The sequence below is a fragment of the Roseateles albus genome (assembly GCF_028595345.1).
In the GTDB taxonomy this organism is placed as follows: Bacteria; Pseudomonadota; Gammaproteobacteria; order Burkholderiales; family Burkholderiaceae_C; genus Paucibacter_A; species Paucibacter_A albus.
In genome coordinates this window covers 65,989-90,495 of sequence record NZ_JAQQXT010000011.1, presented here as the reverse complement: position 1 = coordinate 90,495, position 24,507 = coordinate 65,989, and the positions used below count along the sequence as shown (strand labels likewise).

Annotated in this window: 24 protein-coding genes, 2 tRNA genes and 2 pseudogenes; 6 read left to right on the top strand and 22 right to left on the bottom strand. The window is 58.6% G+C overall.

Annotated elements, in window-relative coordinates:
* Positions 1-32: 32 nt before the first annotated feature.
* The 14 genes and pseudogenes from PRZ03_RS17325 to PRZ03_RS17260 form a co-directional block, all read right to left on the bottom strand.
* Positions 33-788: an NYN domain-containing protein gene (locus tag PRZ03_RS17325; protein ID WP_273601483.1), complete on the bottom strand. Its 756-nt coding sequence runs from the start codon at positions 786-788 to the stop codon at positions 33-35.
* 89 nt (positions 789-877) lie between these two features.
* Positions 878-1,075 (bottom strand): hypothetical protein, encoded by a 198-nt coding sequence (locus PRZ03_RS17320; RefSeq protein WP_273601482.1) that lies wholly within the window; start codon positions 1,073-1,075, stop codon positions 878-880.
* 580 nt (positions 1,076-1,655) lie between these two features.
* Positions 1,656-2,516 (bottom strand): annotated as a pseudogene (locus PRZ03_RS24115) (restriction endonuclease).
* 259 nt (positions 2,517-2,775) lie between these two features.
* Positions 2,776-3,129 carry a hypothetical protein gene (locus PRZ03_RS17310; RefSeq protein WP_273601481.1) on the bottom strand — a complete coding sequence of 118 codons (354 nt, stop codon included), beginning with the start codon at positions 3,127-3,129 and terminating at the stop codon, positions 2,776-2,778.
* Positions 3,130-3,191: 62 nt separating this feature from the next.
* Positions 3,192-3,569, bottom strand: coding sequence for an antitoxin Xre/MbcA/ParS toxin-binding domain-containing protein (locus tag PRZ03_RS17305; protein WP_273601480.1), 378 nt, complete (start codon positions 3,567-3,569; stop codon positions 3,192-3,194).
* A gap of 109 nt (positions 3,570-3,678) precedes the next feature.
* Positions 3,679-4,053 (bottom strand): BPSL0761 family protein, encoded by a 375-nt coding sequence (locus tag PRZ03_RS17300; RefSeq protein WP_273601479.1) that lies wholly within the window; start codon positions 4,051-4,053, stop codon positions 3,679-3,681.
* 420 nt (positions 4,054-4,473) lie between these two features.
* Positions 4,474-5,295 (bottom strand): hypothetical protein, encoded by an 822-nt coding sequence (locus tag PRZ03_RS17295; RefSeq protein ID WP_273601478.1) that lies wholly within the window; start codon positions 5,293-5,295, stop codon positions 4,474-4,476.
* Between the two features lie 451 nt (positions 5,296-5,746).
* On the bottom strand, positions 5,747-6,067 hold the full coding sequence (locus PRZ03_RS17290) for a hypothetical protein (RefSeq protein ID WP_273601477.1): 321 nt from the start codon (positions 6,065-6,067) through the stop codon (positions 5,747-5,749).
* Positions 6,068-6,577: 510 nt separating this feature from the next.
* Entirely contained in the window at positions 6,578-7,171 is a 594-nt protein-coding gene (locus tag PRZ03_RS17285; protein ID WP_273601475.1) for a hypothetical protein, read from the bottom strand.
* 8 nt (positions 7,172-7,179) lie between these two features.
* Positions 7,180-7,623: a hypothetical protein gene (locus tag PRZ03_RS17280; RefSeq protein ID WP_273601474.1), complete on the bottom strand. Its 444-nt coding sequence runs from the start codon at positions 7,621-7,623 to the stop codon at positions 7,180-7,182.
* Positions 7,616-8,161 carry a hypothetical protein gene (locus PRZ03_RS17275; protein ID WP_273601472.1) on the bottom strand — a complete coding sequence of 182 codons (546 nt, stop codon included), beginning with the start codon at positions 8,159-8,161 and terminating at the stop codon, positions 7,616-7,618. Before PRZ03_RS17275 ends, PRZ03_RS17280 begins: the two co-directional genes overlap by 8 nt.
* 220 nt (positions 8,162-8,381) lie before the next feature.
* The gene (locus tag PRZ03_RS17270) at positions 8,382-8,840 is read right to left on the bottom strand and encodes a hypothetical protein (protein ID WP_273601471.1); all 459 of its coding nucleotides are present in this window, start codon (positions 8,838-8,840) and stop codon (positions 8,382-8,384) included.
* Between the two features lie 90 nt (positions 8,841-8,930).
* Positions 8,931-10,232: an Arm DNA-binding domain-containing protein gene (locus PRZ03_RS17265; protein WP_273601563.1), complete on the bottom strand. Its 1,302-nt coding sequence runs from the start codon at positions 10,230-10,232 to the stop codon at positions 8,931-8,933.
* The gene (locus tag PRZ03_RS17260; RefSeq protein ID WP_273601470.1) at positions 10,225-10,464 is read right to left on the bottom strand and encodes a hypothetical protein; all 240 of its coding nucleotides are present in this window, start codon (positions 10,462-10,464) and stop codon (positions 10,225-10,227) included. Before PRZ03_RS17260 ends, PRZ03_RS17265 begins: the two co-directional genes overlap by 8 nt.
* Positions 10,465-10,563: 99 nt before the next feature.
* Here PRZ03_RS17260 and PRZ03_RS17255 point away from each other — a divergent pair, with 99 nt between their 5' ends.
* Together PRZ03_RS17255 and PRZ03_RS17250 are read left to right on the top strand one after the other, a co-directional pair.
* On the top strand, positions 10,564-10,851 hold the full coding sequence (locus PRZ03_RS17255) for a helix-turn-helix transcriptional regulator (protein WP_338109621.1): 288 nt from the start codon (positions 10,564-10,566) through the stop codon (positions 10,849-10,851).
* Between the two features lie 90 nt (positions 10,852-10,941).
* The gene (locus PRZ03_RS17250) at positions 10,942-11,382 is read left to right on the top strand and encodes a hypothetical protein (protein ID WP_273601468.1); all 441 of its coding nucleotides are present in this window, start codon (positions 10,942-10,944) and stop codon (positions 11,380-11,382) included.
* Positions 11,383-11,873: 491 nt separating this feature from the next.
* Here PRZ03_RS17250 and PRZ03_RS17245 read toward each other — a convergent pair whose 3' ends face one another.
* The 5 genes and pseudogenes from PRZ03_RS17245 to PRZ03_RS17225 form a co-directional block, all read right to left on the bottom strand.
* On the bottom strand, positions 11,874-12,671 hold the full coding sequence (locus PRZ03_RS17245) for a hypothetical protein (RefSeq protein WP_273601466.1): 798 nt from the start codon (positions 12,669-12,671) through the stop codon (positions 11,874-11,876).
* Between the two features lie 111 nt (positions 12,672-12,782).
* A complete protein-coding gene (locus PRZ03_RS17240; RefSeq protein WP_273601465.1) occupies positions 12,783-14,591 on the bottom strand; it encodes an amidohydrolase in 1,809 nt (602 codons plus the stop codon).
* 576 nt (positions 14,592-15,167) lie between these two features.
* Positions 15,168-16,502, bottom strand: coding sequence for an amidohydrolase (locus PRZ03_RS17235; RefSeq protein ID WP_273601561.1), 1,335 nt, complete (start codon positions 16,500-16,502; stop codon positions 15,168-15,170).
* Positions 16,503-16,513: 11 nt separating this feature from the next.
* Positions 16,514-17,068: an imidazolonepropionase-like domain-containing protein gene (locus PRZ03_RS17230; protein WP_273601463.1), complete on the bottom strand. Its 555-nt coding sequence runs from the start codon at positions 17,066-17,068 to the stop codon at positions 16,514-16,516.
* A gap of 318 nt (positions 17,069-17,386) precedes the next feature.
* A pseudogene (locus tag PRZ03_RS17225) lies at positions 17,387-17,734 on the bottom strand (integrase core domain-containing protein); the annotation flags it as partial.
* 732 nt (positions 17,735-18,466) lie between these two features.
* Between PRZ03_RS17225 and PRZ03_RS17220 the strand changes: the two are divergent.
* Genes PRZ03_RS17220 through PRZ03_RS17205 form a run of 4 tightly spaced genes read left to right on the top strand, consistent with a single transcriptional unit; the run spans position 18,467 to position 22,725 of the window.
* A complete protein-coding gene (locus PRZ03_RS17220) occupies positions 18,467-19,231 on the top strand; it encodes a DUF3348 family protein (protein ID WP_338109620.1) in 765 nt (254 codons plus the stop codon).
* On the top strand, positions 19,228-21,552 hold the full coding sequence (locus PRZ03_RS17215; protein ID WP_273601461.1) for a coiled-coil domain-containing protein: 2,325 nt from the start codon (positions 19,228-19,230) through the stop codon (positions 21,550-21,552). The genes PRZ03_RS17220 and PRZ03_RS17215 overlap by 4 nt, the downstream gene beginning before the upstream one ends.
* Complete coding sequence (locus tag PRZ03_RS17210; RefSeq protein WP_273601460.1) at positions 21,545-22,201, top strand: OmpA family protein; 657 nt, start codon at positions 21,545-21,547, stop codon at positions 22,199-22,201. Before PRZ03_RS17215 ends, PRZ03_RS17210 begins: the two co-directional genes overlap by 8 nt.
* Entirely contained in the window at positions 22,198-22,725 is a 528-nt protein-coding gene (locus tag PRZ03_RS17205) for a DUF2894 domain-containing protein (protein WP_273601458.1), read from the top strand. The genes PRZ03_RS17210 and PRZ03_RS17205 overlap by 4 nt, the downstream gene beginning before the upstream one ends.
* 5 nt (positions 22,726-22,730) lie before the next feature.
* Here the strand turns inward: PRZ03_RS17205 and truD are convergent, their stop codons facing one another.
* The 3 genes from truD to PRZ03_RS17190 form a co-directional block, all read right to left on the bottom strand.
* Complete coding sequence (gene truD, locus PRZ03_RS17200; protein WP_273601457.1) at positions 22,731-23,597, bottom strand: tRNA pseudouridine(13) synthase TruD; 867 nt, start codon at positions 23,595-23,597, stop codon at positions 22,731-22,733.
* A gap of 660 nt (positions 23,598-24,257) precedes the next feature.
* Positions 24,258-24,334: transfer RNA gene (locus PRZ03_RS17195), tRNA-Met, on the bottom strand.
* 85 nt (positions 24,335-24,419) lie between these two features.
* Positions 24,420-24,496 (bottom strand) — tRNA-Met (locus PRZ03_RS17190).
* Positions 24,497-24,507 lie beyond the last annotated feature (11 nt).

The following is a 24,507-nucleotide window of genomic DNA, read 5'->3' as shown; positions in this document are numbered from 1 at the left end:
GTGTTTTTGGACCTAGGCTCAGGCGTCAGGCGTCAGGCGTCAGGCTTCGGCTTAAGCCCTACCCAGAAGGCGCCGCCCTCTTTCACCATCAGCAGTTCAGGGTAGGTGCCCACCATATCCGACAAGCCCGAATGACCGAAAGACTTGGGAGTGAATGCCGGGTTGGTACGTTTCAAGTACTGACCCAAAGCACCTAAGCCCACCCGACCATCGGTGGTGTCCCCCGCCAGCATGCTGACTGCGCCGATCACTGCCTTGGGGCGACTTTTCTTGACGGCGGGCTTTGGCGCAGCGGCCGGCTTGGGCTTAGCGGGAGTGGTGGCGTCCACAGGCTCGGCCGGCAGCTCGGGCGGCAGCCATTCAAAAAACTGATCGCTCGCATTGCGCAGAGCATCCGGCGTCTTGGCTTCGCCAACGATGCACACCGTAGCGCCTCGCTCCCGAAGCTTGCGGCAAAGATACGAAAAGTCGGAATCGCTGGTGACCAGGCAAAACGTGTCGGCGCGCTGATCGAACAAGGACTCGAAAGCATCCAAGGCCAGCGCGATATCGGCAGTGTTCTTGCCGGCTGCGTACTGATACTGCAGATGCGGCGTAAACGCCAAGCGCACAAGTGCCTCTTGCCACTTGTTGGCCAGAGTGCTGTGGTTGCCATAGCCCCGGCGCACGACCACGCGCCCGAACTGAGCGACTACGCGGAGTGCGTATTCAAGAATTTCAGGCGTTGTGTTGTCGCAGTCAACCAGCACCGCGACCCGAGAGTCAGTGCCCGAATCGTTAGGAATCATTTTTTATCTCTCCCTTTTGGGTAGGGATGATATGCGGGCCTGGGCGCCGGTCTAGGCCCCTCATCTTCCATCACTTCTTGACCGTGCCATCAGAATCCCCAGGCCAGTTCCGCATCGCACACCCGCATCTGGCCGGATAGTGCGCCGATAGCTTTTTCGCCGAGCAACTGCATTAAATACTGAGATGCCTTCTGGCGCAGCCGTTGGAGGACAAGTGCCGCAAGCTCTGCGGCCGCACGCGCTATGACAAGTATTTGCCCATCCCTGCGATTCTGCTTCAGCGCCATGACGACTGGGAGCCGGCCTATGAGGTGCTCAATCTCGACGGATTGATCTGGGCTGTAGAGTAGACGCCGGCTCTCGGCAGCCCCCCCAAAAAAGAGATCGCGAGCCGGCTGAAGGCTTCGTCAGCGGATGAGTCTTTTCTAAAGAACTCGATCAACATGAAGACGATCTTTGGCCTAGGATCAAACTCATGAAGGGTTTGCCAACCAGGCCTCGAACATCAACCGGCGCTACTCTCCGCGCTCAATGCGATCCGCTAAACGGTCCAGAGCTGACCCTGCAAGCCATGCCAGCACCACGATGATGGTGATTCCAATTGGCCAGATGTATGCCCAGATATCCATTTCAGTCGGATTCAAGTTTTTTCAGATCTTGCTCGTGCGTTTGACAAATCTGGCAGTCCCGAGACCCCTCGGTCACTTTGGCCTCGTTGTCCACTTGGTCCCGCAGGTAACTTCCCAGGAGCCACATCAGCACTATTGCGGCAGAAACAATCCACCAAAATGGGTGGGTCCAGATTGATGCATCGTCCATTGTTGAATGCTACTGCCCTAATCTCGCTGTTGCAACGAAAAGCATTCCTCACAACTTCATCGTTACTCTGCAAGCTGGAAACGCCGAGCAGCCCAAAAACTGCGTGCCTGCATGGCTACCCTTCTTCGCAGTTCTGAGAACCATGGGTGACCCACAGTCTGGGCAAGTGCTTCCAGTGGCCGAAGTAGGCGCTGCGGTCGCTTGTGCACTTGGCGACGAACTTGAACCAGCTACAGCCAGCGACTGTTTAGCTTGCTTGAGCAAACCAAAGAGCCGTTCACCGTCAACGAGCTTCACGTTCCTGCCATCTGAAAACGCCACTGCATCCGCCGTAAATCGCCCGGATGTCACAACGAAGCCGCCAGCAGCGCCCTGGGCTGCCATGACGCCATAGAGTTCACGCACCACATCCACGCCAACTTTCAGAGCCTTCCATTGCTTGCATTGCACCAGGAACTTTTCCTAGCCTTTGGACAGGACCAAGTCAACGCCGCCGTCGGGCCCGCCGCCGCCAACCTCCGAGACAAAGAACCCCTGGAGGCGAAATGCCTCGCCGACAAGTACTTCGAACTCACGCCAAGACATGCCGCTCAAGGCGTCAGCACTTCGTGACTGGGTCACATTGGTCACCAGCCCTTGCCTGCGACGACGCTGCAAAAGCGAGATTAAGGCGCCGGCACCGAATATCAAGGGCAACAAGTACTGTCCGAAGTTTGCGGCAGTCATGACCAACGAAGCTGTCACCATTGCGCCAAGGTGCTCCGGTGCGGCTGAGACCCCTACCGGGGGTGCAGCAAATCGGTGAAGCACGAAGTAGCTGGAAACGCCAAGTGCCAAACAGGCCCACCACGGCAGTTTCGCCGCCAACAACATCAGCTCTTCGCCAGCACTTGTTTTCTTCTTAGCCATTGGTCAAACTCCCCGGGATACATAGTCTTTCCATCGATGATACTGAGAGGAATGAGGCGCTATCCTACGCCGACCTAACTTCAAGGTCGATTGGCTTTGCCAGTCTCAAGAACTGCCAACTACGTCATGATCTGCGCTTGCTATTTCATGCGCAGCGCAAGCGTTGCCCTCGCCTCTATGGGAGCCGCCGCACGGATTCAGAGTACCTGAGTGCAAAGTCACCCATCGATAGAGCGCAAAGAACCCCTCCGAGTTGACCTCAGATTTGATCCGTTGGGGGCAACTTCAGTCTCTGTGCAAGTTTGGACATGATCCAATCTAGTTCGGCAGGTGTTACATCCCAGCCTTTTTGACCAACGGACTTGCGCACGCCCGACAAAAGAGCGCTGAGCTCCATTTGCGGCCGTGTCAACAGCTTACGGCAACAGTACGCGTCGAGTTGCTCCACCAAATCGCGGCAGTTGTCGAACCGCTCAAATAATTCGTCATTTGTTTCGCCTTCAATGTACTTGCCATCGATCAGTCGGACACAAATTTTTGATTGCGCCCCGCTCACAGATCCGAGAGATGGGTGTCGAGGAAAGTCGTCAGGGATCGAATTGAAGTCATGCATCATGTGGGTCCTGGTGAGGGATGCTGCGGATGAAGAAGTCCTTGTAGTGCCGTCGTCAAGTCTCACATAACGCCATCCAAATACGCATGCAAGGACTCCAGGTCTTCCATTCGTCCCGAGCGCATCAACTCAAGTGCTGAGCGCCCGCCAAAAATAGGTGCGTTGTTTGGCAACTTGATCCAGCTATCGGCAGCTTCACGATCTGGCAAGAGCGTTTGCAAGATTTGGAAGATGTTCAGCAAATGCGAAAGCCGGAACTGCGCTTCTGAGCTGAGGCCAAGCTCGGGGTCAGGGGTCTCAAACCCCAGCAGGCAGTGCCGGTCAGCGGCATCGAGCCCCCAAACGTCGGCCAGGCGGTTAAAGATTTTCACGCCCGTGACTGCGGAGGCCACTGGAGGATCTCCGGTGGAGGTTGAGGATATAGGCTTAGTGTTTTCCATCTTGAGTCCTCATTTGATCGACAATGGCTCGCCATGCCGCAGTAGCCAATGGGGTCGGCGAACCCAGCCGACTCCAGCCGCGATTACGCTTCTCTCACTCTCCCGCCCGTCACGGTTCAAGCAGCAACCAAGTTTGTATCGAGTTGCCCGGGTCGGTGATGGTCCAATCTCTAAGCAAGTGAGGCTGAGCAAAGTGCCGCAGTGCGTAGCGCAGCAGGTTGCGTGTCTCTTCACTACCCACGTTTGGCGATTGCAACTGCAAGAACAACAGATGCGCTTCAAAAATGGCCTTCGCCCAGGTCAAAGGCATGGTCGGTGCGTTTTCCAGCACAAGCTCAATCAGTTGCGAAGGCTCGGGATAGCTGCCCCGAAGTAGCGCCGCGCGTTGCCTAAGTTCGGCCGGCACCAATCCGTCTTGCTCGATCAGGGGCAGCAGCTCCGCGCCCCAGCGCAGCGCGCGCATTCGTTCGTGCGGCACGGTCATGGGTGGGTCTCCCTGGTCGGGGCAATAGCGCAACCTATTGGAATGCGTTGGTACATTTGGATTTCTCTTTAGGTGATGCAAAGATTCGAGAGGCGACAGGTGTCAATACGATTTCGAATTCATGCGCAATGCAATCCTTTTCACACTGACCTTGCAGTACTCAGGCGGAAGGCGGGCTCTCTTTCGATTCTGCTCACCAGGTGACCAGCCGAGGAAGAGGCCGGCTTCACCTTAATGACTGCCTGGCGCTGCTCGGCGGTCCAGTCCAGTGGTTGAACTCAGTTGAGTTCATGGTGTTATGAACGTTTTACCTTCGAACTAGCTCATAGCATGAGCTAGTTCGTGGCTAGCAGTCAACTATGCCGACTAGAGAAAGCTCCAACGCCAGGGCTTGATCCAACAACAGCGCAAAGGCACGCCTCAGTCAAGGATAGGGATCGGCGATGTGGCTGCTGCGGAGCGTGGTGGTAACTTCTTGAGCAAGACTAAGCTCTCGTGCAACATATAGGAAAGTAGTTTTTCACCAGGGTTTTCGTCATTCGAAGACGTCAGTTCTATTTCCAATTTAATTACGTTATCACAGGAGTTGGAAATCAAATATAGATTACGTTGCATGCAACCATCAATCGTCTCTACTCTAATGCTCCGGTAGCGATGAAGGGCGGAAATCAAAGATTTTATCTGACACCAGCTTTTATCCGGCATGCTGAGACGGAAATACACAAATCTCTCGTCGATATTGTACGAGTACGCGATACTAGCCTGTCTTCTGAGTAATATTATAAGAAGGCGATTAAGCCATGAAAACGTTTCTGAAATTTGCAGAACACTCTGTGTGACACTATTCGCCTTTCGAGCCAATTTTGCATATTTATTGCAACGGCGAGGAGTCGGCGATTTTATCAAAGGAAGTGGAATACCCCTCCTTATCTCCAGAACTTCAGCAGCCGACGAACAATACAGATCAATGTACCTGAGGGCGATCTCGAGGGCGTTTACGGTGAATACTTCCGTCCATCCATCCCCCTCCCGAAACGGAGCCGCATATTTCGAAAGCGAGAATTTAAGCCAGCTCTCGATTTTAAATACAACGTCTTCTGATGCCAAAACGTAATAAGAGGCGTCATAATCAACCCTCCCCCATGATAGCCGAAGCGCTGCAATTCTATTTGCGATATCGTTTGCCTTACCAACCTTGATAATTCCTTTTTGCGGAAAAAGTAAAATGTATAAATTCGTCATGCCGATTATCTATTTTATATATTTACGAACCTATTGACCGATGAAATACCTACGTCGGCTTGTAGAAGTAAAAAATTTTCGGGTCTTCGGATTAGCGCGTTGAATCTGCAGCCGAGCTTGTGCCGGTCTCAGTCGGCAGCAGGCCGAGCTCGCGTGCTACTCCACGCGGCAGCACTACGGCTACGGACGCACCGCCGCTGTCCATCGTTTGCAGCGTGGCTGCAACCCCGTCAAGGCAAAGATAAACAGGCGACTCACATTTATCATCGGAACAGAAGCCGTCAAGCAAATCGTTGTAAAGATGAAACCCTGGCTGCCCTGCGCTCTGGTGTCGATATTTGATGGTTTCCTTGGCACTCACTCTCGAGTTCCTTTCAACACGTTGCTCCGGATAGCCCCATTGAATCTTGCGCTCGGGATTAGGCTATCCGACGGTTTTATTGATGCGCTTTTAAACTGACAGATTCTTGGGCGGGGAGTGCTCTGTTTCAGCCGCTGTCGGAAACTCGCCCCCATGCTGAGTTGGATCGAATCGCTCAAGTTGCAAGGGATCGACGATCCGAAGCCATCGGCCGAGCGTTAGATATAGGCAATGCTGGCAGAGGTCTATCTGCACCTTCTTGCCATCTCCAAAAATAGATCCATATCCTGCCGTCACTTCAATGGATACGGTTTCGTGGAACTCCACCTCTCCGTCCTGAGTCAAGCGATCACATCGATCACATCGGATTTGTTTCACGAAGGACTGCGGACGAACATCTTTGATTTTCATTAGATTTGGGCCTTAAAATTCGTATTTACCGCTGAAAGTCTAGATGTTCTTTTGGGCTACGGTCAAGAGATTTTTGTGTCTTCCATTATTTCCGGAAAACATTCCTCTCTTGGTGCCATATTTAGCGAACGCATTACTAAGATATTCCGAAAGAGTGACGGAGTAACAATAATTGGTGCGCCTACAGGAATGATTTTGTTTTTTATCGGAATTTTCACCATAAATACCCCTTAACGTACCCAACTTTAAAAGTCAACTAATAGTTGACTAGCTTTCAAATTCGACGTATGGGAGCAGTTTTCCCAGCACAGCTGCTCAGCCACAGGACCCCTGCCGTTTCATTGGTACGGCGAAAGGGAGCAGGTCACCCAAGCGCAGCGCGCGCATTCGTTCATGCGGCACGGTCGCGGTTGGACCTCCCCAATCGGGGCATGAGAGCAGTCCATTGGGGTGAATTAATTCATCTGAATTTCTTGCTAGGTGATGTTCTGACTCGAGATTCGACCGACCTCAATGTGCGTTCGAATTCCCACACCTGCGCCATTCATTCATCAATTCCTTGATCAAACAATTGAGCGCATCGCCCTGCGGTGCCCGAGCAATTTGCCGGTAAGGCGTCAGAGTCAGCTTCATGCTGTCGCCCTCGTAATCCAGTAGACGGACCAGCGAACCTCGGGCGGCAGGACGATAGCCACATTCGCCACTTCCGCTGACTTGCCAGGCATAAAGTTCGGTGTCAAAAAGTCGCTGGCGGAGTTCGCTTGCATCGTGGCCAACCCAATGCCTGAATTTGTGAAATAGCAGTTGCGAGTCGCCACTTTCGTCAACGCGGACCTCAACAGCGAGGTGCTGCCTTATTCGCCGCCAGAGGTCCTCGATTGCCCACCAAGCGTCCAGCGGCGCCAAGTCGGAAGGATGGGTCTTCGCTGTCACGGGCTGCATCTGGGGTCGGGCAAGCTCAGCAAGTGAGCGTCTCGATGGGCAGCTGATGCGCAGGCGTCTTTGAATGCGGCCGCAATCCGACTTGACGAGCCCGTGAGCGTTGATGGCCGAACGATGACCCGCATCGCTTGCAGGTAGGTTTCGCGATGAACGTGTTTGCATGCAGCCTCCTATTGATGAACTTGGGTGACGGCGCCGCGCGCCAGAATCCGGAAGAACATGCCAGCGTCTATGCGGTCCCAGCGGTACAGCCAGTTGATTGCCGCCACCGCCAAGTCCTGCCGGTTTGCCAGCAGCCAGGCACTGTCCTCGTTCAGATCGTCGGCCACGCAGCGGGTCAACGGGCTGATGGCGGCCGACGCACCGATTTCGTCTTCGAGAATCCAGTTCAGGATTTCGACCTGGTCGGCCACGGTGAGATCACGGCTGTCCGAGCGCACGACGAAGAGCCAGGGGCTGCCACCGAAGTACAAGTCGGCTTGCGCCAAGAATTCATCGAAGCGTCCGACGAACTGGCGCATGACTGCTGCGTCGGCACCCCGGGTCGGTGTGATGCGGACCGCGAAGCGAAGAAACGGCTGCGCGGCTTGGGTTGTCGTGGGCAACTTACTCATGAGCGTCCTCCTTCACGCAAGTCCACAGGGTTTGCCAGCGATACAGGGTCTGCAACAGGACGCCTTCAATCACCCGACGCAACAAAGCTTGGCCACTGCACTTTTGGCCGCGCTCATCACTGCTTTTGCCCTCTTCGCCCGCTTTGCCCGCCTTGTCATCCTCGCCCTTGACTGAGTCGGTCATGGAAGACTCAAGCAGTTGCCCATGCAGGCTTGGGTTGAATTCACCAAAAATTAGCCCTTTAAGTTCTATAGGTGAGAAAACTCTGGCGCGAATGTCCGTGTCCTGATCCAACAGCCAATTGACCACTTCGTGTCGGGCCAGACGGGACCCCTGTCCTTTGAGCGGAATGACGGCACAGATGCCGCTGCTGTGGCCCATCAAATAGCCTGCGTTCACCAAATGCCGCCGCATTCGCCGAAAGAAGCGACGGCGTTCGCCGCGCGATGGGGCGCCGTTGAGACGGATAAGAAAAGCCAAAGCGTGCTGCGCTTGGAGGTTAGTCAGCACGGTTCGCAGTGCGGGGATGTCGGTCATGGGAATTCCTTGTGAATTGGTTTCGCTGACCGTTGGCAAGAAGCGCGGGCGGAGTTCGGCCCTGCCCTGGCCAACGGGGCATTGACGGTCTTTGCTGGCGCCGGTACTTGGATGCAGCCAGGCCAACAAACGGTGTAGTGGGGTCGATCAGTTCAATGCGGCCCGGCGCGGACCGGCGGGCGCAAGCGCAGTTGCGGGCGCAGGCTTGACGCTTTGGCGCTCATGGCGTGGCCCCTTCTCCCTCGCCGCCCTTGCGCGACAAAGTGCCCAGGACATGGCGCCGATGCAGCAGGGCACCGACCAAAGCTTGGCGCACGGCATTGCGGCAGTCCGCAGCGAGCTCCGCCTCTAATGGTTTGTCATCGTCCGCGTCATGGACGGGGAACTCAGTGAGGTAGTCGTGCAGTGGCCTGGGCACGTGCATGTGAACTTGGCTGAGTTCTTGCTGGTCAATCAACCAGTTCAGCGTTGCATGGCGGGCTGCGGTGCTTTGAGCTGGGTCACTGGCCACCAGGCACAGGCCGTACCTGCTGCCGCTCCAGTAACCCTTGGGGCGCAGAGCTCGGCGCATCTGGCCGAAGAATCGGCGCTGCTGCGCTTTGCTCAGCTGCGGGCGCAGCTCAACCGCGACCAAGAAGGCGTGGAGGCCCGTCGGAACAACAATTGGGGTCCATGTCATGACGCTGTCCTTTGTGTTTTTGGGCGTGGCTCCGCCCTGCCCTGCTTGCGGGCATATTTCAGATTTATCGGGATTTACTGGGGGGCTTGCTCAGGGGTTGAGCTGCACGCCCGGTGACTTGGTTGACGGCACAAGGCCTGCTGAGCCTGGTGATGTCTTTGGCGGCGCAGAGTTGCTGGGTGCCGCCGGCTCACTTGCCACGCCCCCGGTCGCAAAGCGCGAGGCCAGCAAGCGCTCGATCGCTGAGCCGTCCTGCCGGGTCAGGTTGGGCACATAGCGGCTGTAAACCCGAAACAGCATCTCGGTGCTGCTGTGGCCGAGCTGACGCGCGATCCACTCGGGCGCTTCGCCGGAGGCCAGCCACAGGGTGGCGGCGGTATGGCGCATTTGGTACGGCCTTCGCAGCTCAAGCCCCAGGTTGCGCAGCAAGGGGTACCAAATTCGGTCCGTGAAGTTCTTGTTGTCGAGTGGCTTGCCTTCACGGTTGCAGAACACGTACTCGGACAATTTGAAGGTGGCCGCATGCATACGCTGCAAGGCTTCGACCACGGGTTGGCTCATCTGGATCTCGCGTTGTGAGCCATCGGTTTTGGTGTATTCATCTTCACCGAGGACAAAGGTCTCGCGGATCAGAATCAAGCGATTGGCGAAGTCCACATACTTCCACTTGAGGCCATGGGCCTCGCCGGTGCGCATGCCGGTGAAAAATCGGATCAGAAAGTAATCATGGAAATCCGGCCGTGCATTGCTCAAAATGGCCTGGACCTGATCAAGCGTGAACGGATTGACGTCCGTCTTGCGAATGCGCAGAGGCTTGTAGTTCTGCATCGGCGAGGGAAAGCCAAAACGATCCGCCGCCTCCTCCATGATCTGACGCAGCGGCTGCAAGATGCCGTTGATGCGCTTGTTTGACAAGACGGATTTTTCGCACTTGCCGGGCATTGATGCGAGGTGATTCCGGAATGCCAGGATGTCGGCCTTGCTGATTGAGCCCACCGGCTTGGCGGCGAAGTACTTGATGATGTGGCCGTCAAGCGTCGACCTCAACACCGCAATGTGTGACCGCCGCCATTCAACCTTGTGCTCGGTGAACCATTGCTCGGCGAAGGTGCTGAAGGCGGAGGTGGCTTCAGACGATGCAGTCACCGCCTGTTCCTTCGCTACTTGAACCGGGCTGGTCGGGCTAGGCGGCGCCTTTGAATTTGGAAAGTATTTGGCGTAGTCAAACAAACCACTTGCGATCTCCTGCTCCAAGTTCTGGAGCAGTTTTTCTAGCCGTTTTCTATTTGCAGGACTGTCCTCAAGGAGAGTTTGCTCCCGGCACCGTTGCCCTCGAAATCTAAAGTCGAGAAACAGGAGGCCATTTTCCTTTCTTGCACGAATGCTACCCATGGAGAACACCTCCATTTGCCATAGGGATTGCGATGCGATCGACACTGGACTTCAAACCCATGTCACGACAGATGGCCTCCCAGATAAAAAGGATCTTGCGACCACCAAACGGGCGGATGTAGTGCGTTCCTTCCAGCAGCACGCTGTCCTTCAGGCGTTCGCGAATAGTCCGTACGTCGTACTTGATGCGAGCCGAAAGCTCGTCCGTTGTTAGAAAGGTTGTTTCAGACACTTCTCTCTCCTTGCGATATTTGTGACAATGAGAGCGACAAATGTTCGATCTAGTCGTCTATTTGTCGTCCTGAATGAATATTAGCGTAATTTTTGCTAGATGCAAGCGTTTTTTGTCGTTCTAAATGACTTTTCTTCTTTGGGGAACGATTTGATCAAGTGCCACCTATCCCGCCTCATGGGGGAGCGCAAGTTGAAAGTGATAGACGTAGCCCGTGCAACCGGTTTGCACCGGAACACGATTACGCTGCTTTACGACGAAACGGCCGTCCGTGTGGAGCTAGAAGCCATGGACAAGTTGTGCGAGTTTTTTGGCGTTGAGGTAGGTGGTTTGTTCGAGAGAACGGCAGACTCAAGCGGCGTCGCGAAAACTGGCCCGCAGCCTTGACTCAAATGAGGAACTCCCCGAACAGGCCTAGTGTTCTTGCACCGACCATCGCCGATTCAAATTTCTAGCCATAAGAAAGGAGCAGCATCAATGGCACTGTCGAAGAAAGGCGAGTTCTGGTACGGGACGACGTCCGGCGACACCCAAGCCGAGCTGCGCAGCTATAACGTTGCGAATCGCCACAAGGCCGTCCGGTTTGCCTCGTCCAAATGCGATTGCGGGTGTCGGACCTTTTCGCTGCAGTCCGATGAAGAAGCCGGCGTGGCGATCCGCACCTGCACCGACTGCGGGCAGGAACACCTGATGGGCGACAGCGCGGACCACGTTGAAGAAGCTGCGCCCGAGGCGCACGAGTGCGAGTGCGAGAACGAGGTGTTCGAGCTGATGTCCGGCGTCTCCGTGTATGAGGGCACACATGACGTGCGCAGGTACTACATCGCTTGCCGCTGCGTGGAATGCAATCTGGTCGGGGTCTTCGCAGACTGGAAGTGTGAAGCGGGTGATGCGGCGGCCTTCCTCGCCAAGGTATGAGTGGCCGAGCCCCTCAGAGATCAGGCTCGCAGGCTCGGGGTCACGCAAAGCTCAGAGCCAGGGGCTCAAGTTCCAGGTGAGCTCAGGCAATCCACGTGGCGCTGATAGAGCGCGGCTCAATGTCTGCTGCTCGATCGGTCGAATAGTGCTGCCGACCCTATAGGCGTCGCTCGATCCTTCATCGTCAGCGGCAGCAGCGTGCCCGAAGCGGAAGTTCACTTACAGGCTGTCTGCGGCCATTCTCCTTTGCCTGAAGCGGCAATACCAACAGGCGGACCTGGCGTTCAAACGCACGGGAATGATCACAGCCGGCCATTGGCCGTGACCAATGATCTTGGCGCTCGGCCCCTTCAAGTATTTACAGCCCAACCTACCAAAGATTGATCCGCGCATGCTCGGATGTTTGCGGCGAGGGTTCAGCAATCGGTATCAACGCCACAATTTCGGAAGTTTTCCTGCCCGTTCCACTTCGGACACTTAAAACCGCTTGTTCAGAAGCCCAGCACCTTGAAGCCAAGCTCAACACCCCATTTGCCGGGTCGGTCGCCGCCAGCAAAGACTGTAGGCTTGATGCTGATGATGCCATTGCCCCCGAACATAGGACCAATCACCCGGCCTGCGGTAATGGCCAGACTGCCAAAGCGCTTCTTGCTCTCCCAATCGAAACTCAAGGCCGGGTCGATGGTGATCAGGTTGCGAGAATCGGCCAATTTGGGCACGTAGTAAAAGTCGAACACGGTGGCGTTGACCCTGGCGCGATTCGAATCACCGCCCAAGCTCAGGCTTTGCTTGATCGCCGGAGCAAAGATGGCACCGCCTTCCAAGAAGCGGGCATAGATCAAGGTCGGGCTGAGTACATGCTTGCCAGCGCCCAACTCGGGCCGAGCAGCGGTGTTGAAGCTAAGTTCGGCCTGCCAGACAAAGGCTTGCTGCCTTGTCAGACCAAACACATGTTGCAGCATGAGCGACACATCGCCCAAGGCATGGCTCTTGCGGCCAAAGGCATCGTTCATGACCACCGGCGCACGCAACCTCAAGCTGTAGTCCTTGTCCTGACCCAAAGGGGTGAGGTAATTCAATCGAAGCGTGCCGCTTTGAACGCCATGATGAAGATCGAGATACTCATAGGTCGCAAATGCTGCAGTCGAGAACTTGGTCGGATCGGTGCCGTTGTCCACGGCCGCCTCGGCGGTCTGCTGGGCTTGGGCATTCGCGCTCAGCATCAGCAGCGCCAAAAGCACCACGCCAGCCGCGGCGCGGCCTGTGCCTGAATCATGGTTTTGCTTCAAATTCAAACTTTCAATCTTTAACGAATACATTCGTCTTGAAGCCCTGGTTCGAGGGCTCGTCAGCGGAGGGCCAGCGTCAGGCTAGGGGGAACGCCGCCCTCCGCCAGCGCATCAGCGTGCGCTCTCGCCAGCCGCCATCAGTGACACCATGCGGAACATGGCGTCATGGGCACAGGCTTCGCCCTCTTGTCCGCGATGCGCGCCATGCCCGCCGAAGGCCGCCACCAAGGGGCTGATATCGGGCGCCGTCCCAGCAGTCTTGGCACCAGATTCCAGGCGGAAGATGCTCTTGCCTTCCTTGATGGTCTCGGTCACTTTGATCTCCGCAATCGTCGCGGGCTTGACGGCCGTCGGGTCCTTGGAAAGTACGGCAAAGTCCGCCAGCTTGCCCACTTCCAGGCTGCCCTTAGTTTTCTCTTCAAAGTGATGGTAAGCCGGCCAAATCGTCATGGCCTTCAGCGCAGTGATGACGTCTACGCGCTGATCGGGACCGACGATCCGACCGGTGCCGCGAGCCCGGCGCGTGACGGTGGCGTCCAGCACTCGCATCGAATCCGGGAAGGCCACCGGCGCATCGTGGTGGCTGGAGAAGATCATGCCGCGCTTCCTGGCCCAGCCGGTGGGCGAGATATTCAAACCCGCCTGTGGGCCAACCGTGTGGTCCAAATGCCAGTCACCCCAATAAAAGGTGTGCATGGGGAAGAGGGAGGGAATCACACCCAAGGACTTGTAGCTATCGAGCTGGTCCTCGCGCAGGAATTGGCCATGGATGAGCACCGGACGTAAAGCCTTGGCTTGTGGGAAGCGAGCCTGCGCAGAGCGGTGCGCTGCGATCAAAAGGTCGGACGCGCGCTCGCCATTGGAGTGGGTGATGACCTGAATGCCGTTCTCCGCCGCCCACTGCACTGCCCCCATCACATCCTCAGCCGATGCCGCCGCATAACCCGAATAACCCTCGGGATAGTTGCCAACCGGCTTGTAGTAGGGCTGGTCGCGCCAGGCTGTGAAACCCTGCGGGCTGCCGTCGATGGTGAGCTTGGCGCCAGCCACGCGAAAACGGTTCGTATAGGTCTGACTCTGATTGGCCTTGATGAAAGCGCGGTCCACCAGCACATCGGCGTAGGTGTTGACGTCGTTGGCGAAGCCGCCTTCGGCCGCCACTTGCTTCATGATTGCAACCACCTGTGGCGTCGAGCGGCCTTCTTCGGCCGTCGTGTAGCCAAAGCGGGCCCAGAGTTTGGCGCCTTCACGTGCAAAAGTCTTCATGCCCTCTTGCCCGATGCGCCCCAACACTGCCGGCATGCCATTGAAAAACGCAGTTTCTTCCAGCGTGCCATTCGGCTCGTTGGTGCCCGGCTTGCGCTGGATCACGCCGCCGGCTGGGTTTTTGCTGTTGGCGTCATAGCCCATCGCCTTCAGCATCGCTGAATTGACGGTTGCCAGATGCCCGGACTGGTGAACAATCAGCACCGGAATGTCCTTGGAAATCTCGTCCAACTCTTCCTTGCTCGGGTGACGCAGTTCCTTCAGTTGGGCGTTGTCATAGCCGAAGCCGACGATGAGTTGCGTCTTTTGAACAGCGGCTGCATTCTTCTCCATCCAATCGCGCAAAGTCTGCTGCAGCGAGGCAATGTCCTTGACCTCGCCATCAGGCGGGGCCAGCAAATTGGCGGAGAGCGCCTGCAAACCGCCAACCACGATATGGCCGTGGGCATCAACGAATCCAGGGACGAGGGTTTGACCTTTGAGATCCAGCAACTGCGAGTTCGGACCCTTGAACTTCATCACCTCACGGCTCTTGCCCACGGCAATGATCTTGCCGCCCGCCACCGCCACCGCCTCGGCCCGCATGGCCTTGTCATTCATGGTCAGGATGGGGCCGCCCGACCAAATGAAGTCGGCACTTTGGGGGGCTGCCATCGCTGACCCAGAGATCGCAAGAGCTGCCAAAACGGCGGCTGTAACTAAGGAGTCGCGGCGTGCCGCGAACGGCAACGCTTGAAAACTTGCTTGATTCACTGTGTTTCTCCTTGCTTGGGTGCGCGGTTGATTCGCTTGAGTTTGGCCCAAGCATCCCTCACTGGTGAGCTGTATTCACCAAAGTTTAAACCCTACAGATTCGCAGATATGTATAACAAAGGCGCGGCAACGAATTGGAATGCGGTGCCGCTTGCCCAGTCACAGCGCGGGCCTACTGCTGAACGAATGGATGATGGTCCCGAAGCCGCGCAAGGCAGCCGCAATAGTCAGGAGCATTTAGACGATTGGCCAACGGGGCACCACGATGACAATGCTCAGCGCCCTGACCAGCAGCACGCCCGCGCCGCAACCCGGTGCAGTCAGCCCAATCGAGCAGTAACCTGGGGCAATCACGTAAACCTCGGCGCCATTTCAGATCAAGGGCTGGATGGCCCAGGCCAAGGTGCCACGTAGCGAATCCGTCATCCATCCCGGGCTGTGGGCGGGCTGCCAACGAGCTAGACCCACTTCACATCATCAATGCTCATGCTTGTGCGCGATTAACTCGACGAGGCGCTCACTCGCAATCCGGGTCAATTCCGAATCCGCCGACAGCGCCGACGTAGCGCGCATTTCAGCGGTACTGACAGGTGCTTTTATTGCCTCGACTTTCTTGACCGGCAGCACCCGACCTTCGTGAACCGTGCCCCACACGGCGATGTCCTTGATCTTCAGCGGATCGGAGGTCAGCGGGTTCTCCGCGAGGATGGTGAAGTTCGCCAGCTTGCCCGGAACGATGCTGCCCACGTCCTTCTCCTGCTGCAGCGAATAGGCGGCATCCAGCGTGACAGCCTTCAGCGCACCAAGCCGACTGACACGCTGCTCTGGCCCACGGACATTGCCGTCATTGGTGACGCGGTTGACACCCGCCCACATCAGCAAGAGCGGTTGCCCGGGGGCCATGGGCATGTCGGAGTGATACGAGAACGAGATGCCGGCTCTTTCAACGTCGCCCATTCGCACCAGGTTGTCGGCACGCGCAGGGTCCAGGCCATTGCCTCGGTAGTTGTCAGCCAATGCGACCGGGTAGTACGGGTTCCCGCTCACAATCGCCCCCAAACGCTTGATACGCGCCACCTGATCCGGCATTGAGACCGCGAAATGGATGATGACGGTACGGTGATCCGCGCGCGGATGGCGCCGCATATTGAGCTCCAACTGGTCAAGCACCATGTCCAGCCCGGCGTCGCCGTTGACGTGAACGTGCAACTGGTAACCCGCTTCCCAATAGACCTTCATCGTGCGGGCAAAGAAGTCGGGGTCCATCATCCACTCGCCCTTGTGGCCGTCCTTGTAGCCGTCACGCACCTGCATGGCCTGCGAGAAGATGGCACCGTCAGCAAAGAGTTTGACCTGCTTCGGCAAATAGGCAGTCATGCCCTGACCCCAGGACAGGAACTTCTCGCTTTCGGCAATCACTTGTTCGTCTTTGAACGCACCGGTCACCGACTTGCCGTCAACGATGAAATAGAAGCGAAAAGGCGACGAGGGGTCACTCAGCACTGCGTTCTGCGCGTCCTGCAGCTTCTTAGATGCCAGACCGCCGGGCTCACTGCCCAGCGTCACGCCGTTAGCGTGGTAGTAGTTTCTGACGAACTCCAAGCCCGCCCGCAGACGCTCAGGCGTTGCGATGGCCGAAGCGATCAGGGGCATCACGCCGAAAGCCCCTTGCTCCCAGTAGTGGGCATTGGCGAAGTCTGATTGCTTCTTGACGCTGTCGCTTTGTTTGTCAAACCAAGCCTTGGTGATGCCGTACTTCTTTTCTGCCGCCGAGTTGAGATAGAACTCATGTGCGGAACGGTGCCAAACGATGATGGGCCGAGTCAGACTGATCTTGTCGAGATCGGCCTTCTTAAGCCGTATTGGTGATAGCCCCAGGTCAGCAAGACTTCATTCGGGTCCTTCAGGTTCGCGTGAGCCTCGGCCAGCCGCTTGAGGTAGTCTTCACGACTTTTCGCGGCTTTCGACGTGCCTTGGGGAAGTACCCAGTCCTCGATGGCAATGATCGTCGAAGTCATTGTCAGCGCGGCCAACAGCGGGTGATCGTGCTGGGCAACAAAGCCCGGCACGATGACCTGATTGGTAAAGGTTGGATTCACCGAGTACGGCTGCTTGCCGGCGGCAGCTTTGAGTTCTTCGAGGTCGCCAACGGCGAGGATTCGGTCGCCCACGACGGCTACGGCTTGGGCGGTGGGCTTAGCTGGGTCCAGGGTGACGATTTCCCGGGCGGGATAAATCACAATCTCAGGAAGGCCGCGCATGGCAGACGCAATGTCTTGCAGCGAAGCTTCCTGAGCGCAAGCGCTGCCGACGAGCAGAGCCATCGCGCTTGAAACCTGAAAGGCCGCCGTAGCAAGCCCACGCAAATTCATCGTCATGTTTTCTCCCTATGGGCGCAGCGCCCTAACCAAAATTCGGGCGAGTGCATTGTCAGCGTGCATTGTTATTGTGACAAGCGAGCCAACCTCAGCGTCATCCCCGAATCGCTCTACGTCAAACACGATACGTCGTGCTGCAATCGAATCGGCCAAATGGTCTATGAGTTGCAAGCCGGAAGGAACCTTAGCCCTCTAGGACCCCTCGCATTCTGGAGTGTAAGGTTGCCCTTCGACACGCCAGCCGACATCGTGCTGTTAAGTATTTGACCTGCCCCCTTTCGCCGTACCAATGAATCGGCAGGGGTCCAGGGTTGAAGGTTAATGGATTTCTGTGGGGATCAGATGTCGCGCAGCGTCTCCAGTACTTCGGCGATGCTGCTCAGCGAACTGAGCGGGTGGCATTCGCCCAATGCTGCTGTGCGGTCTGACCTCGTTGTAGTCACGCCGCCAAGCGGCAATCTCAGTCCTGGCTTGAGGCAAGGTTTGGAACCAGTGTTCGTTCAAGCACTCGTCCCTGAACTTGCCGTTGAAGCTCTCGATATAGCCGTTCTGCATGAGGCGGCCTGGCTCGATCAAGATGTGCTTGATGCCATGCTCCTGCGCCCATGCGATGAACACGCGGCTTGTGAACTCCGGGCCGTTGTCGGTTCGCACCGCAGCGGGATACCTGCAGCGACGTGTCTGACCCTTGTGTGGGTTAGCGTACAGACGCTGAGTGTCGAAAGTGCCAACATGGTTTCATGAAAAAAGTCCCGTCTGAGATCAGCAAGTTGATTCAACCGGCTCTGGCTGACTGGTCAGTTGCAGTTGATGCCCTCTTGCAAGACGTTGAACGGATTGCGGAGGGTGGGCAGCTAGACCCGACGGAGACGGTCCAATTGATTGCCGCACTTGAATCAGCACGCCTGCGATGCGAAGCGGCACTACCGTTGAAAGCTCAGGCCCAGACGGGCCCACATGACACATAGCAACAGGTTGCAACGCCAAACAAAGCTGCCAACGACTTTCCGCTTTGGGCACCCTGTTGCCGCTCACTTTGGGCACCTGAATGACCGGAACTGACCCGCAGGGTGAATCCGAGGTCGATCCAGCTGGCTGACTCGCGAAGCATCGGGGCACGTCCCCCGTCAAATTCAGCTGTCATCGGCGGCGGTGAAGTGCAAATGCTGGCCAAGATTAATTCATCTCGACGGGCCGCCCTATCGCCGCTCGTCAAAGTCGCATGATGTTGGATCCGCGCAGCCTGGACGTTGCAAACCCCGATATATGGCCTTCGCGCTGTTGACGAAGACGACCGCACCAACAGTCGCAGCTGAGCTGCTGCGATATGGCCCTTCAGTCGTGCAAGGTCCGGCGATCCTGGTACGAATCTAGCCTTCGGCTGACCGAGAACGGGCAATGCAGAGGTCCTTCTCTAAAATCCCCCCTTTTTCGCAACAAAAGCACAGGCGTCGGCTTCACCGAATGCAAGCTATTTCCAAGCCCGTACCTCCTTTCTCGCCAGTCCCGCCATTCCCGCCCGAGTCGCTGTCTCGCTTGCTGCGGCAATGGTGCATCGCGCCAGGCTCCCCGCCGCCGGCAGCTGCACGTCTGGGGGCTTGGTTCGGCTGGGCGGATGCCATCGAGATTGCCCAAGTTTTGACCACGACCCCTGGTAAAGCCGCATCTGAGGTCGCTCGAATCGAGTCAATGCATTGGGCGAGTACTGAACTGCAGCGGCTCCAGGCCGAATTGGCGTCAAGCTTCCTTCACACCGAGCTGGCAGGCAAGTCCAATTCGATCTCCGATGGCGCAACGCTCAAGGATTTGCTGGTTCCCTATTTGCAGCATTTCGGGCAGCAGCAGCGCGTGATCGAGAGTCGCACCTCCACGTTCCGAGCGCTCCTGCGGGCCCGCCTCACGCGCGCCTCCGACGAACTCGCACGGTTGGCAAAGTTGGACGAGTACATCGAACGAGCGATGGCCGCGCCCCAATTGCGCGCCATGGCTGGAGTCTCTGCCTTGCTGGAGGCCCGAGCGCAGAAACACTACGCCGCCGATCCACGTCAATGGCGCGCCCGCCTCTGCTCAGACCTGCAGCGATTGCTGCGCGCCGAGCTGGACCACAAACTTCAAGCTGTGCTGGGCCTCATCGAGGCCTTGAGCACCCACAATCCCCCATGAACCGATCTCTCAACGCCCTCTACCCCATTGCCATGGCTGCCGGCCTGGCCGGCATCGCCGGCGCCGGCATGGCCGCCTCCAGGAATCACCCCGTTGCGCTGGCCATGGCGGGGCTGATTGCTGTCTTCTTTGCCATCGGCGTGTGGGAGCTGGCGACTTTTCGCCGGGACAGCCGTGGTTTGGCCGTGGCCACAGAGCGCGAACTGCCCGAAGGTCCTGACGTTCCCGACGATTGGATTGCCTCAGTGCCGGCCGCTTTGCGCGGCGCTGTGCAGATGCGTCTGGATGGCCAGCGCGTCGGCCTCCCAGGCTTGGCATTGGCGCCGGCGCTTGCAGGTTTGCTGGTGCTGCTGGGCATGCTCGGCACTTTCATTGGCTTGGTCATCACCTTGAGCAGCACGGCCAGCGCGCTTGGCGCCTCCGCTGACCTGGCCGCTTTGCGCAATGCGCTGGGGGCCCCGATCCAGGGCCTTGGCCTGGCCTTCAGTGCCAGCGTGGCAGGGGTCGCCGGCTCAGCCATGTTGGGTCTGATGGTGGCCCTCGCCCGCAGGGAACGTTCGGCCGCCGGCGCTCTCCTGGATGCCGCAATTTTGGGGCGGCTGCGCCATCTGACGGCTGCCCATCGGCGGGAGATCGAGCAGCAGGCTATTGCTTCGGCTGCGATCGAGCGCGACAAGGCAAAGCAGCTGGAGATGGTCGCCCAGCTCCAGCAATTCACCGAGCGCATTGCGGAACAACTGACCGCACAAAACAGCCAATTCCACGGCGAAACCAGCAAAGCCTATGCCGCCTTGGCCAGCAGCGTCGACGACACCCTGCGCAACAGTCTTGCAGACGCTGCGCGGGAGGCAGGTGCCGCCATTCAACCCGCCGCAACGGCGGCGATGGGGGCAATAGCCCGCGAGGCCGCAGCCCTGCATGAGCGCGTCGGCAACACGGTGACCGATCAGCTGAGCGCGCTCAGCAGCCGCTTCGAGGCGGGGGCAGAGCGCATCGCACTTCAGCATGTCGAAGCTTCCCAGGCGCAATCCGCGGCACTGCACCAGCAGCGCGAGCTTGCTCTACAACTCCTCGAAGACGCCGGCGCGGCCTCACAGCGCGCCATGGAACTCCAGGGGCGGCGCTCGGCCTCGGATTCGCAAGCGATGCTCACAGCGCTGGACACGATGGCCTCCCGCCATCAGGCTGCGCAGGCCCATGCAGATCAAGCACGCTGGGCCTCGCTGCAAGATCACCTCGGCGCGCTCGCCGAGCAACAGGCCTCTGCTCGAGAGCTTGTTGCGCAAGCTGCACAGCAGTTCGCCATGCAGACGCAGGTCCTGCTGGAGCAAGTCTCGGATGGCCATACCCGTCATCTCAGCTTGCTGGCTGAGCGCGACGCGCAGCGCCGCGCCGAGGCCTTGGCCGATGCGAATGCCATGAGCCAACGGCGAGAAGGCGTCGAGCAGTTGCTGGCCACGCAGCGCGAAGAAGCCCTGCAATTGCAGCGCGACAGCGCAAGCCGCGCACAGCAGGCCCTGACCGAGATCACCAGCCTGTGCGGCGAGCAGACGCAGGCCGGCGTCACCTGCCTGGCCGATGCATTCACGCGCTTGCAGGCAAACCAGGCGGCCCATGACGCGCAGCAGCTTGCGGCATGGCGCAATGAGCTGGCCTCGATTGGAGCCACGCAGTTGCAGCAGCAGCAATTGCTGGCAGATGACCTGTTGGCGAACACGCGCAGTCTGGTGGCACAGGCCGAGGCCACTTCTCAACGGACGCTGGCTGAGGCCGGCGCTGTTCTGCAAGCCGCTGGTGAAGCGCCACGTGCTGCCGTCGAGGTCGTAGTCGCACTGCGAGAACAGCTCGCCCAAAGCCAGGCTCAGGACGGCGCGGCTCTGCTTGAGCGGGCCGAGCTGATGGGGACGGTATCGACGCTGCTCGCCTCGCTGCAGCAAGCCGCGGGCGAGCAGCGCGTCGCGATTGATTCGCTGGTGGATAGATCTGCATTGCAGATCGAGGCCTTGGGCCAGCGCTTCACAAGGCTTGCTGAAGCGTCCGGTCACGCCCTTGCCGATGCGGCCACCAATTTGGCAGCCAGCGCCGCCGACGTCGCCAGCGTGGGCGAAGGCTTCGGCGCGGCCATTGAGCAGTTCCAGGGGGCCAACGCCCAACTCGTACAGCACTTGGCTGCGCTGGAAGAACGACTGTCCGCGTCGATAACGCGGAGCGATGACCAACTCGGCTACTACGTGGCCCAGGCGCGCGAAGTCATCGACCTCTGCCTGGGCTCGCAGAAGCAAATCCTGGATGCGCTGCAAGGCGCCGCGACAAATGGATGAGCAACTGGAGATTGAGCACGAAGGCACTGCCGCTCCCGCTTGGGCGGCTTTTGGCGACTTGATGGCCGGCGTGTTGGGCGCGTTTGTGCTGGTGCTTGCCGCGGCCCTGGTGGGGCAGCTGGATCTCGCCACCCAATTGCAAGCCGAAGTGCAGCAGCGCATGGCCGAGCAGAGTCGCCGGGAAGCCTTGGAGCGCGCCCTGGCAGGCCCGCTTGCGGATGGCCGGATCACGCTGGTGGAAGGTCGAATTGGCATCAACAGTGCGGTGCTCTTTGCGACGGGCTCGGACCAGCTGCTCGCCGAGGGCCGTGCGCTGCTCGGGGCATTGGCAACGCCGCTGCGCACCTACCTCGCGCAACGCGATGAGATCTTGATGGTCAGCGGCTTCACCGATGACCGGGGGGTCGTGGCGGGCATGCAGTTCGCCGACAACTGGGATCTGTCTGCCAAGCGGGCGCTGAACGTGACGCGGGCCTTGTTGGCGGACGGACTTCCACCCGACGCGGTTTTTTCTGCTGCATTCGGCGCGCAGCAGCCGGTAGCACCCAACGATACCGCGGCAGGGCGTGCGCTCAATCGCCGGGTAGAAATCGCACCAACACCGCGGCCACGGCGAGCGGCTGCGGCTTCTGCAGCGTCCGCACCGTGAGCAGCATTGACGATCCTGTCAATTGGGTCGCTGCGCAGCGTGCTGACCCGGTGCGCCGGCGCATGCTGCACGCACTCGCCCTGCGTGCGGCAGCTCAGCCTGCGGGCGCTCTGCGAGACAAACTGATTGCGAGACTGAGGGAGCGCGCGTCGCAAGAGCCACTGGCGCAGCAGAAGCAGGACTATCCGGCCCTAGTCAATCCGCTGGGCGAATTGCTCGCCTTGCTGCAGCTTGATGCGAGCCAAGAGTTGCGCCAGGTGCGCCTCCACGAAAGCACTTGGCGGCAGCTGCGCGTGGCACGAAACATTGCCGAGCTCCATGCGCCGGTCACCGGGCATCTGGGGCCACTCAATGGTCAGGCGCTGGCGACGCGCATGCTCCAGCAAATTCAGGGGCTGGCTCCGGCCTATTTACACAGGCTGCTCACGCAGATGGACGCGATCGCCGCCTTGGAGCTGGTGCAGGCTGCCGGTGAGGCCTCAGCCCGAACAAGCAAGAAGAAGGCAACCGAGCGGCGTCGGTGACAGAGTCATTCGCCCGCCGCAGGCTCGTTGTTCTCTGTGAGCCGCTCAGGCTCCGTGGTGCGGAGGATTTCGTTCAGCACGGACGTGGCGTAATTCCCGGCGGGCAAAGAGAAGGTGAGCACCAGTTGATCGGCTAGGGGCCATTCCCATGACATGTCCACCGGCCTGGCCACCAGGGCGCGGCGCTGCTGATCCAAACCGGCGTGCTCCATGCCGTCGCACAAGGTGGCGTGGCGCTCAGCCACGCCCATTTCCAGGGCATGCGCCTCATCTGTAGTGCTCACCCGGCCCCGTCCCCAGAGTGGTCCGGTGGGCTGGCCCGCATCAGTCATCGCGTCACCGGGCAGAGTCTTGCCCCAGAGTCCCTGCTGAATGCGCAGTCCCAGCACCTCATTGAAGACAAAGGAGCGCACCGCCGACAGGTAGATGCCCTTTTTCTTCGGGTGGCGTACGCGGATTTCGCGCGCCAGCATGGCGCGGCCCTGTTCCACGTTGCCCCCGTCATGGCCGAAACGCTGAGCGCCGAAGTAGTTGGGCACGCCCTGTGAGGCAGCGGCCTGCAGATTGGCCTCGACGGCATCGCGATTGCCGGCTAGCTCACGCAGCACGATGCGGAATCGGTTGCCCTGCAGATCACCGGGGCGCAGCTTCTTCACGTGGCGGCTCTGACTCAGCACCTTGAACTCCGGGTGCTGAAGCTGGGTCAGATCGGGCGTCTCGCCTTTCGGGAAATAGATGCTGAACCACTGACGGGTGATGGCGTAGCGGTCCTTCAGGCCGGCATAGCCCACGTCCCATTCCTGCACGCCGGCGGCCGCGGCCAGCTCTTTAGCGACGAAGGCGGTGTTAGCGCCGTTCTTTTCGATGTCCATCCAGTGGCTGGCGCGCGCGCGGCGCGCATCAACTTCCTACTGGGCGCCGCCTGTTTGAAGAAAACGAGCCCAGCGAGTGCAGTGAGTTCGGCGCCGGCCCCAAGTTACGAGCAGCGCAAGGCAGGCGGCCCGCCAGGGCCGGCCTCCGAACCTTGAGCCCGGCCGACGGCTCGGGCTGCCGTGCTTCAGCGGACAAGCCAAGGTCAGCTGCGGGCACCGAGTTGCCACGCAGTAAGTCCCCTCGAAATGTCCGGGCTTGCTCCAGGCCGACAGTTCGAACAGGCGCCGCAACGCTGAAGTTCGGTTCGCCGACCGTTTCGGTCAAGGTCGGGTTACGGGCGATGATGCGGCCTCACGGTCACGGCCAGTTCTTACCATTCGGATGCGTAGAGCGGGCGCCGGCACGGTGCCCATAGCCCGCAGACGCTGCAATCCTGTCACGGCGCGCATTCCGATTGGATTGCAAATGGTTTGGCAACGGATGGCACAAATCTACAGACCTGTTTAACCCTCGATTAGCCAATCAAGCACTACAAAAAGTAGCCCAATGGTCAAAAGCCGCCTTTAGCAAAAGAGAGCGGGCACAAGATGGGCACGATTTGGGCACAGGATGGGCACAAACGAAAAAAGCCGCTCAAGCTGAGCGGCTTTTCAAGGACTTGGTTGCGGGGGCAGGATTTGAACCTACGACCTTCGGGTTATGAGCCCGACGAGCTACCAGACTGCTCCACCCCGCGCCAGATATGGTGTTCCGGGCGATCTCGTCACAGCGAGCCCGAAAGGAAAGTGGTCATTCAGACCGGCGACAACTTCCCAAATTTTTGGTTGCGGGGGCAGGATTTGAACCTACGACCTTTGGGTTATGAGCCCAACGAGCTACCAGACTGCTCCACCCCGCGACTGAAGCTAG

Bases quoted from the DNA above. Each gene is read 5' to 3' on its own strand.
- PRZ03_RS17325 (WP_273601483.1), bottom strand. From the start codon at position 788: ATGATTCCTAACGATTCGGGCACTGACTCTCGGGTCGCGGTGCTGGTT.
- PRZ03_RS17275 (WP_273601472.1), bottom strand. From the start codon at position 8,161: ATGACCGACATCCCCGCACTGCGAACCGTGCTGACTAACCTCCAAGCG.
- PRZ03_RS17320 (WP_273601482.1), bottom strand. From the start codon at position 1,075: ATGGCGCTGAAGCAGAATCGCAGGGATGGGCAAATACTTGTCATAGCG.
- PRZ03_RS17250 (WP_273601468.1), top strand. From the start codon at position 10,942: ATGGCACTGTCGAAGAAAGGCGAGTTCTGGTACGGGACGACGTCCGGC.
- PRZ03_RS17290 (WP_273601477.1), bottom strand. From the start codon at position 6,067: ATGAAAATCAAAGATGTTCGTCCGCAGTCCTTCGTGAAACAAATCCGA.
- PRZ03_RS17210 (WP_273601460.1), top strand. From the start codon at position 21,545: ATGGATGAGCAACTGGAGATTGAGCACGAAGGCACTGCCGCTCCCGCT.
- PRZ03_RS17300 (WP_273601479.1), bottom strand. From the start codon at position 4,053: ATGACCGTGCCGCACGAACGAATGCGCGCGCTGCGCTGGGGCGCGGAG.
- PRZ03_RS17280 (WP_273601474.1), bottom strand. From the start codon at position 7,623: ATGAGTAAGTTGCCCACGACAACCCAAGCCGCGCAGCCGTTTCTTCGC.
- PRZ03_RS17255 (WP_338109621.1), top strand. From the start codon at position 10,564: ATGCAAGCGTTTTTTGTCGTTCTAAATGACTTTTCTTCTTTGGGGAAC.
- PRZ03_RS17310 (WP_273601481.1), bottom strand. From the start codon at position 3,129: ATGCATGACTTCAATTCGATCCCTGACGACTTTCCTCGACACCCATCT.
- PRZ03_RS17220 (WP_338109620.1), top strand. From the start codon at position 18,467: ATGCAGAGGTCCTTCTCTAAAATCCCCCCTTTTTCGCAACAAAAGCAC.
- truD (WP_273601457.1), bottom strand. From the start codon at position 23,597: ATGGACATCGAAAAGAACGGCGCTAACACCGCCTTCGTCGCTAAAGAG.
- PRZ03_RS17265 (WP_273601563.1), bottom strand. From the start codon at position 10,232: ATGGGTAGCATTCGTGCAAGAAAGGAAAATGGCCTCCTGTTTCTCGAC.
- PRZ03_RS17285 (WP_273601475.1), bottom strand. From the start codon at position 7,171: ATGCAAACACGTTCATCGCGAAACCTACCTGCAAGCGATGCGGGTCAT.
- PRZ03_RS17305 (WP_273601480.1), bottom strand. From the start codon at position 3,569: ATGGAAAACACTAAGCCTATATCCTCAACCTCCACCGGAGATCCTCCA.
- PRZ03_RS17215 (WP_273601461.1), top strand. From the start codon at position 19,228: ATGAACCGATCTCTCAACGCCCTCTACCCCATTGCCATGGCTGCCGGC.
- PRZ03_RS17270 (WP_273601471.1), bottom strand. From the start codon at position 8,840: ATGACATGGACCCCAATTGTTGTTCCGACGGGCCTCCACGCCTTCTTG.
- PRZ03_RS17230 (WP_273601463.1), bottom strand. From the start codon at position 17,068: ATGACGATGAATTTGCGTGGGCTTGCTACGGCGGCCTTTCAGGTTTCA.
- PRZ03_RS17240 (WP_273601465.1), bottom strand. From the start codon at position 14,591: ATGGCAGCCCCCCAAAGTGCCGACTTCATTTGGTCGGGCGGCCCCATC.
- PRZ03_RS17295 (WP_273601478.1), bottom strand. From the start codon at position 5,295: ATGACGAATTTATACATTTTACTTTTTCCGCAAAAAGGAATTATCAAG.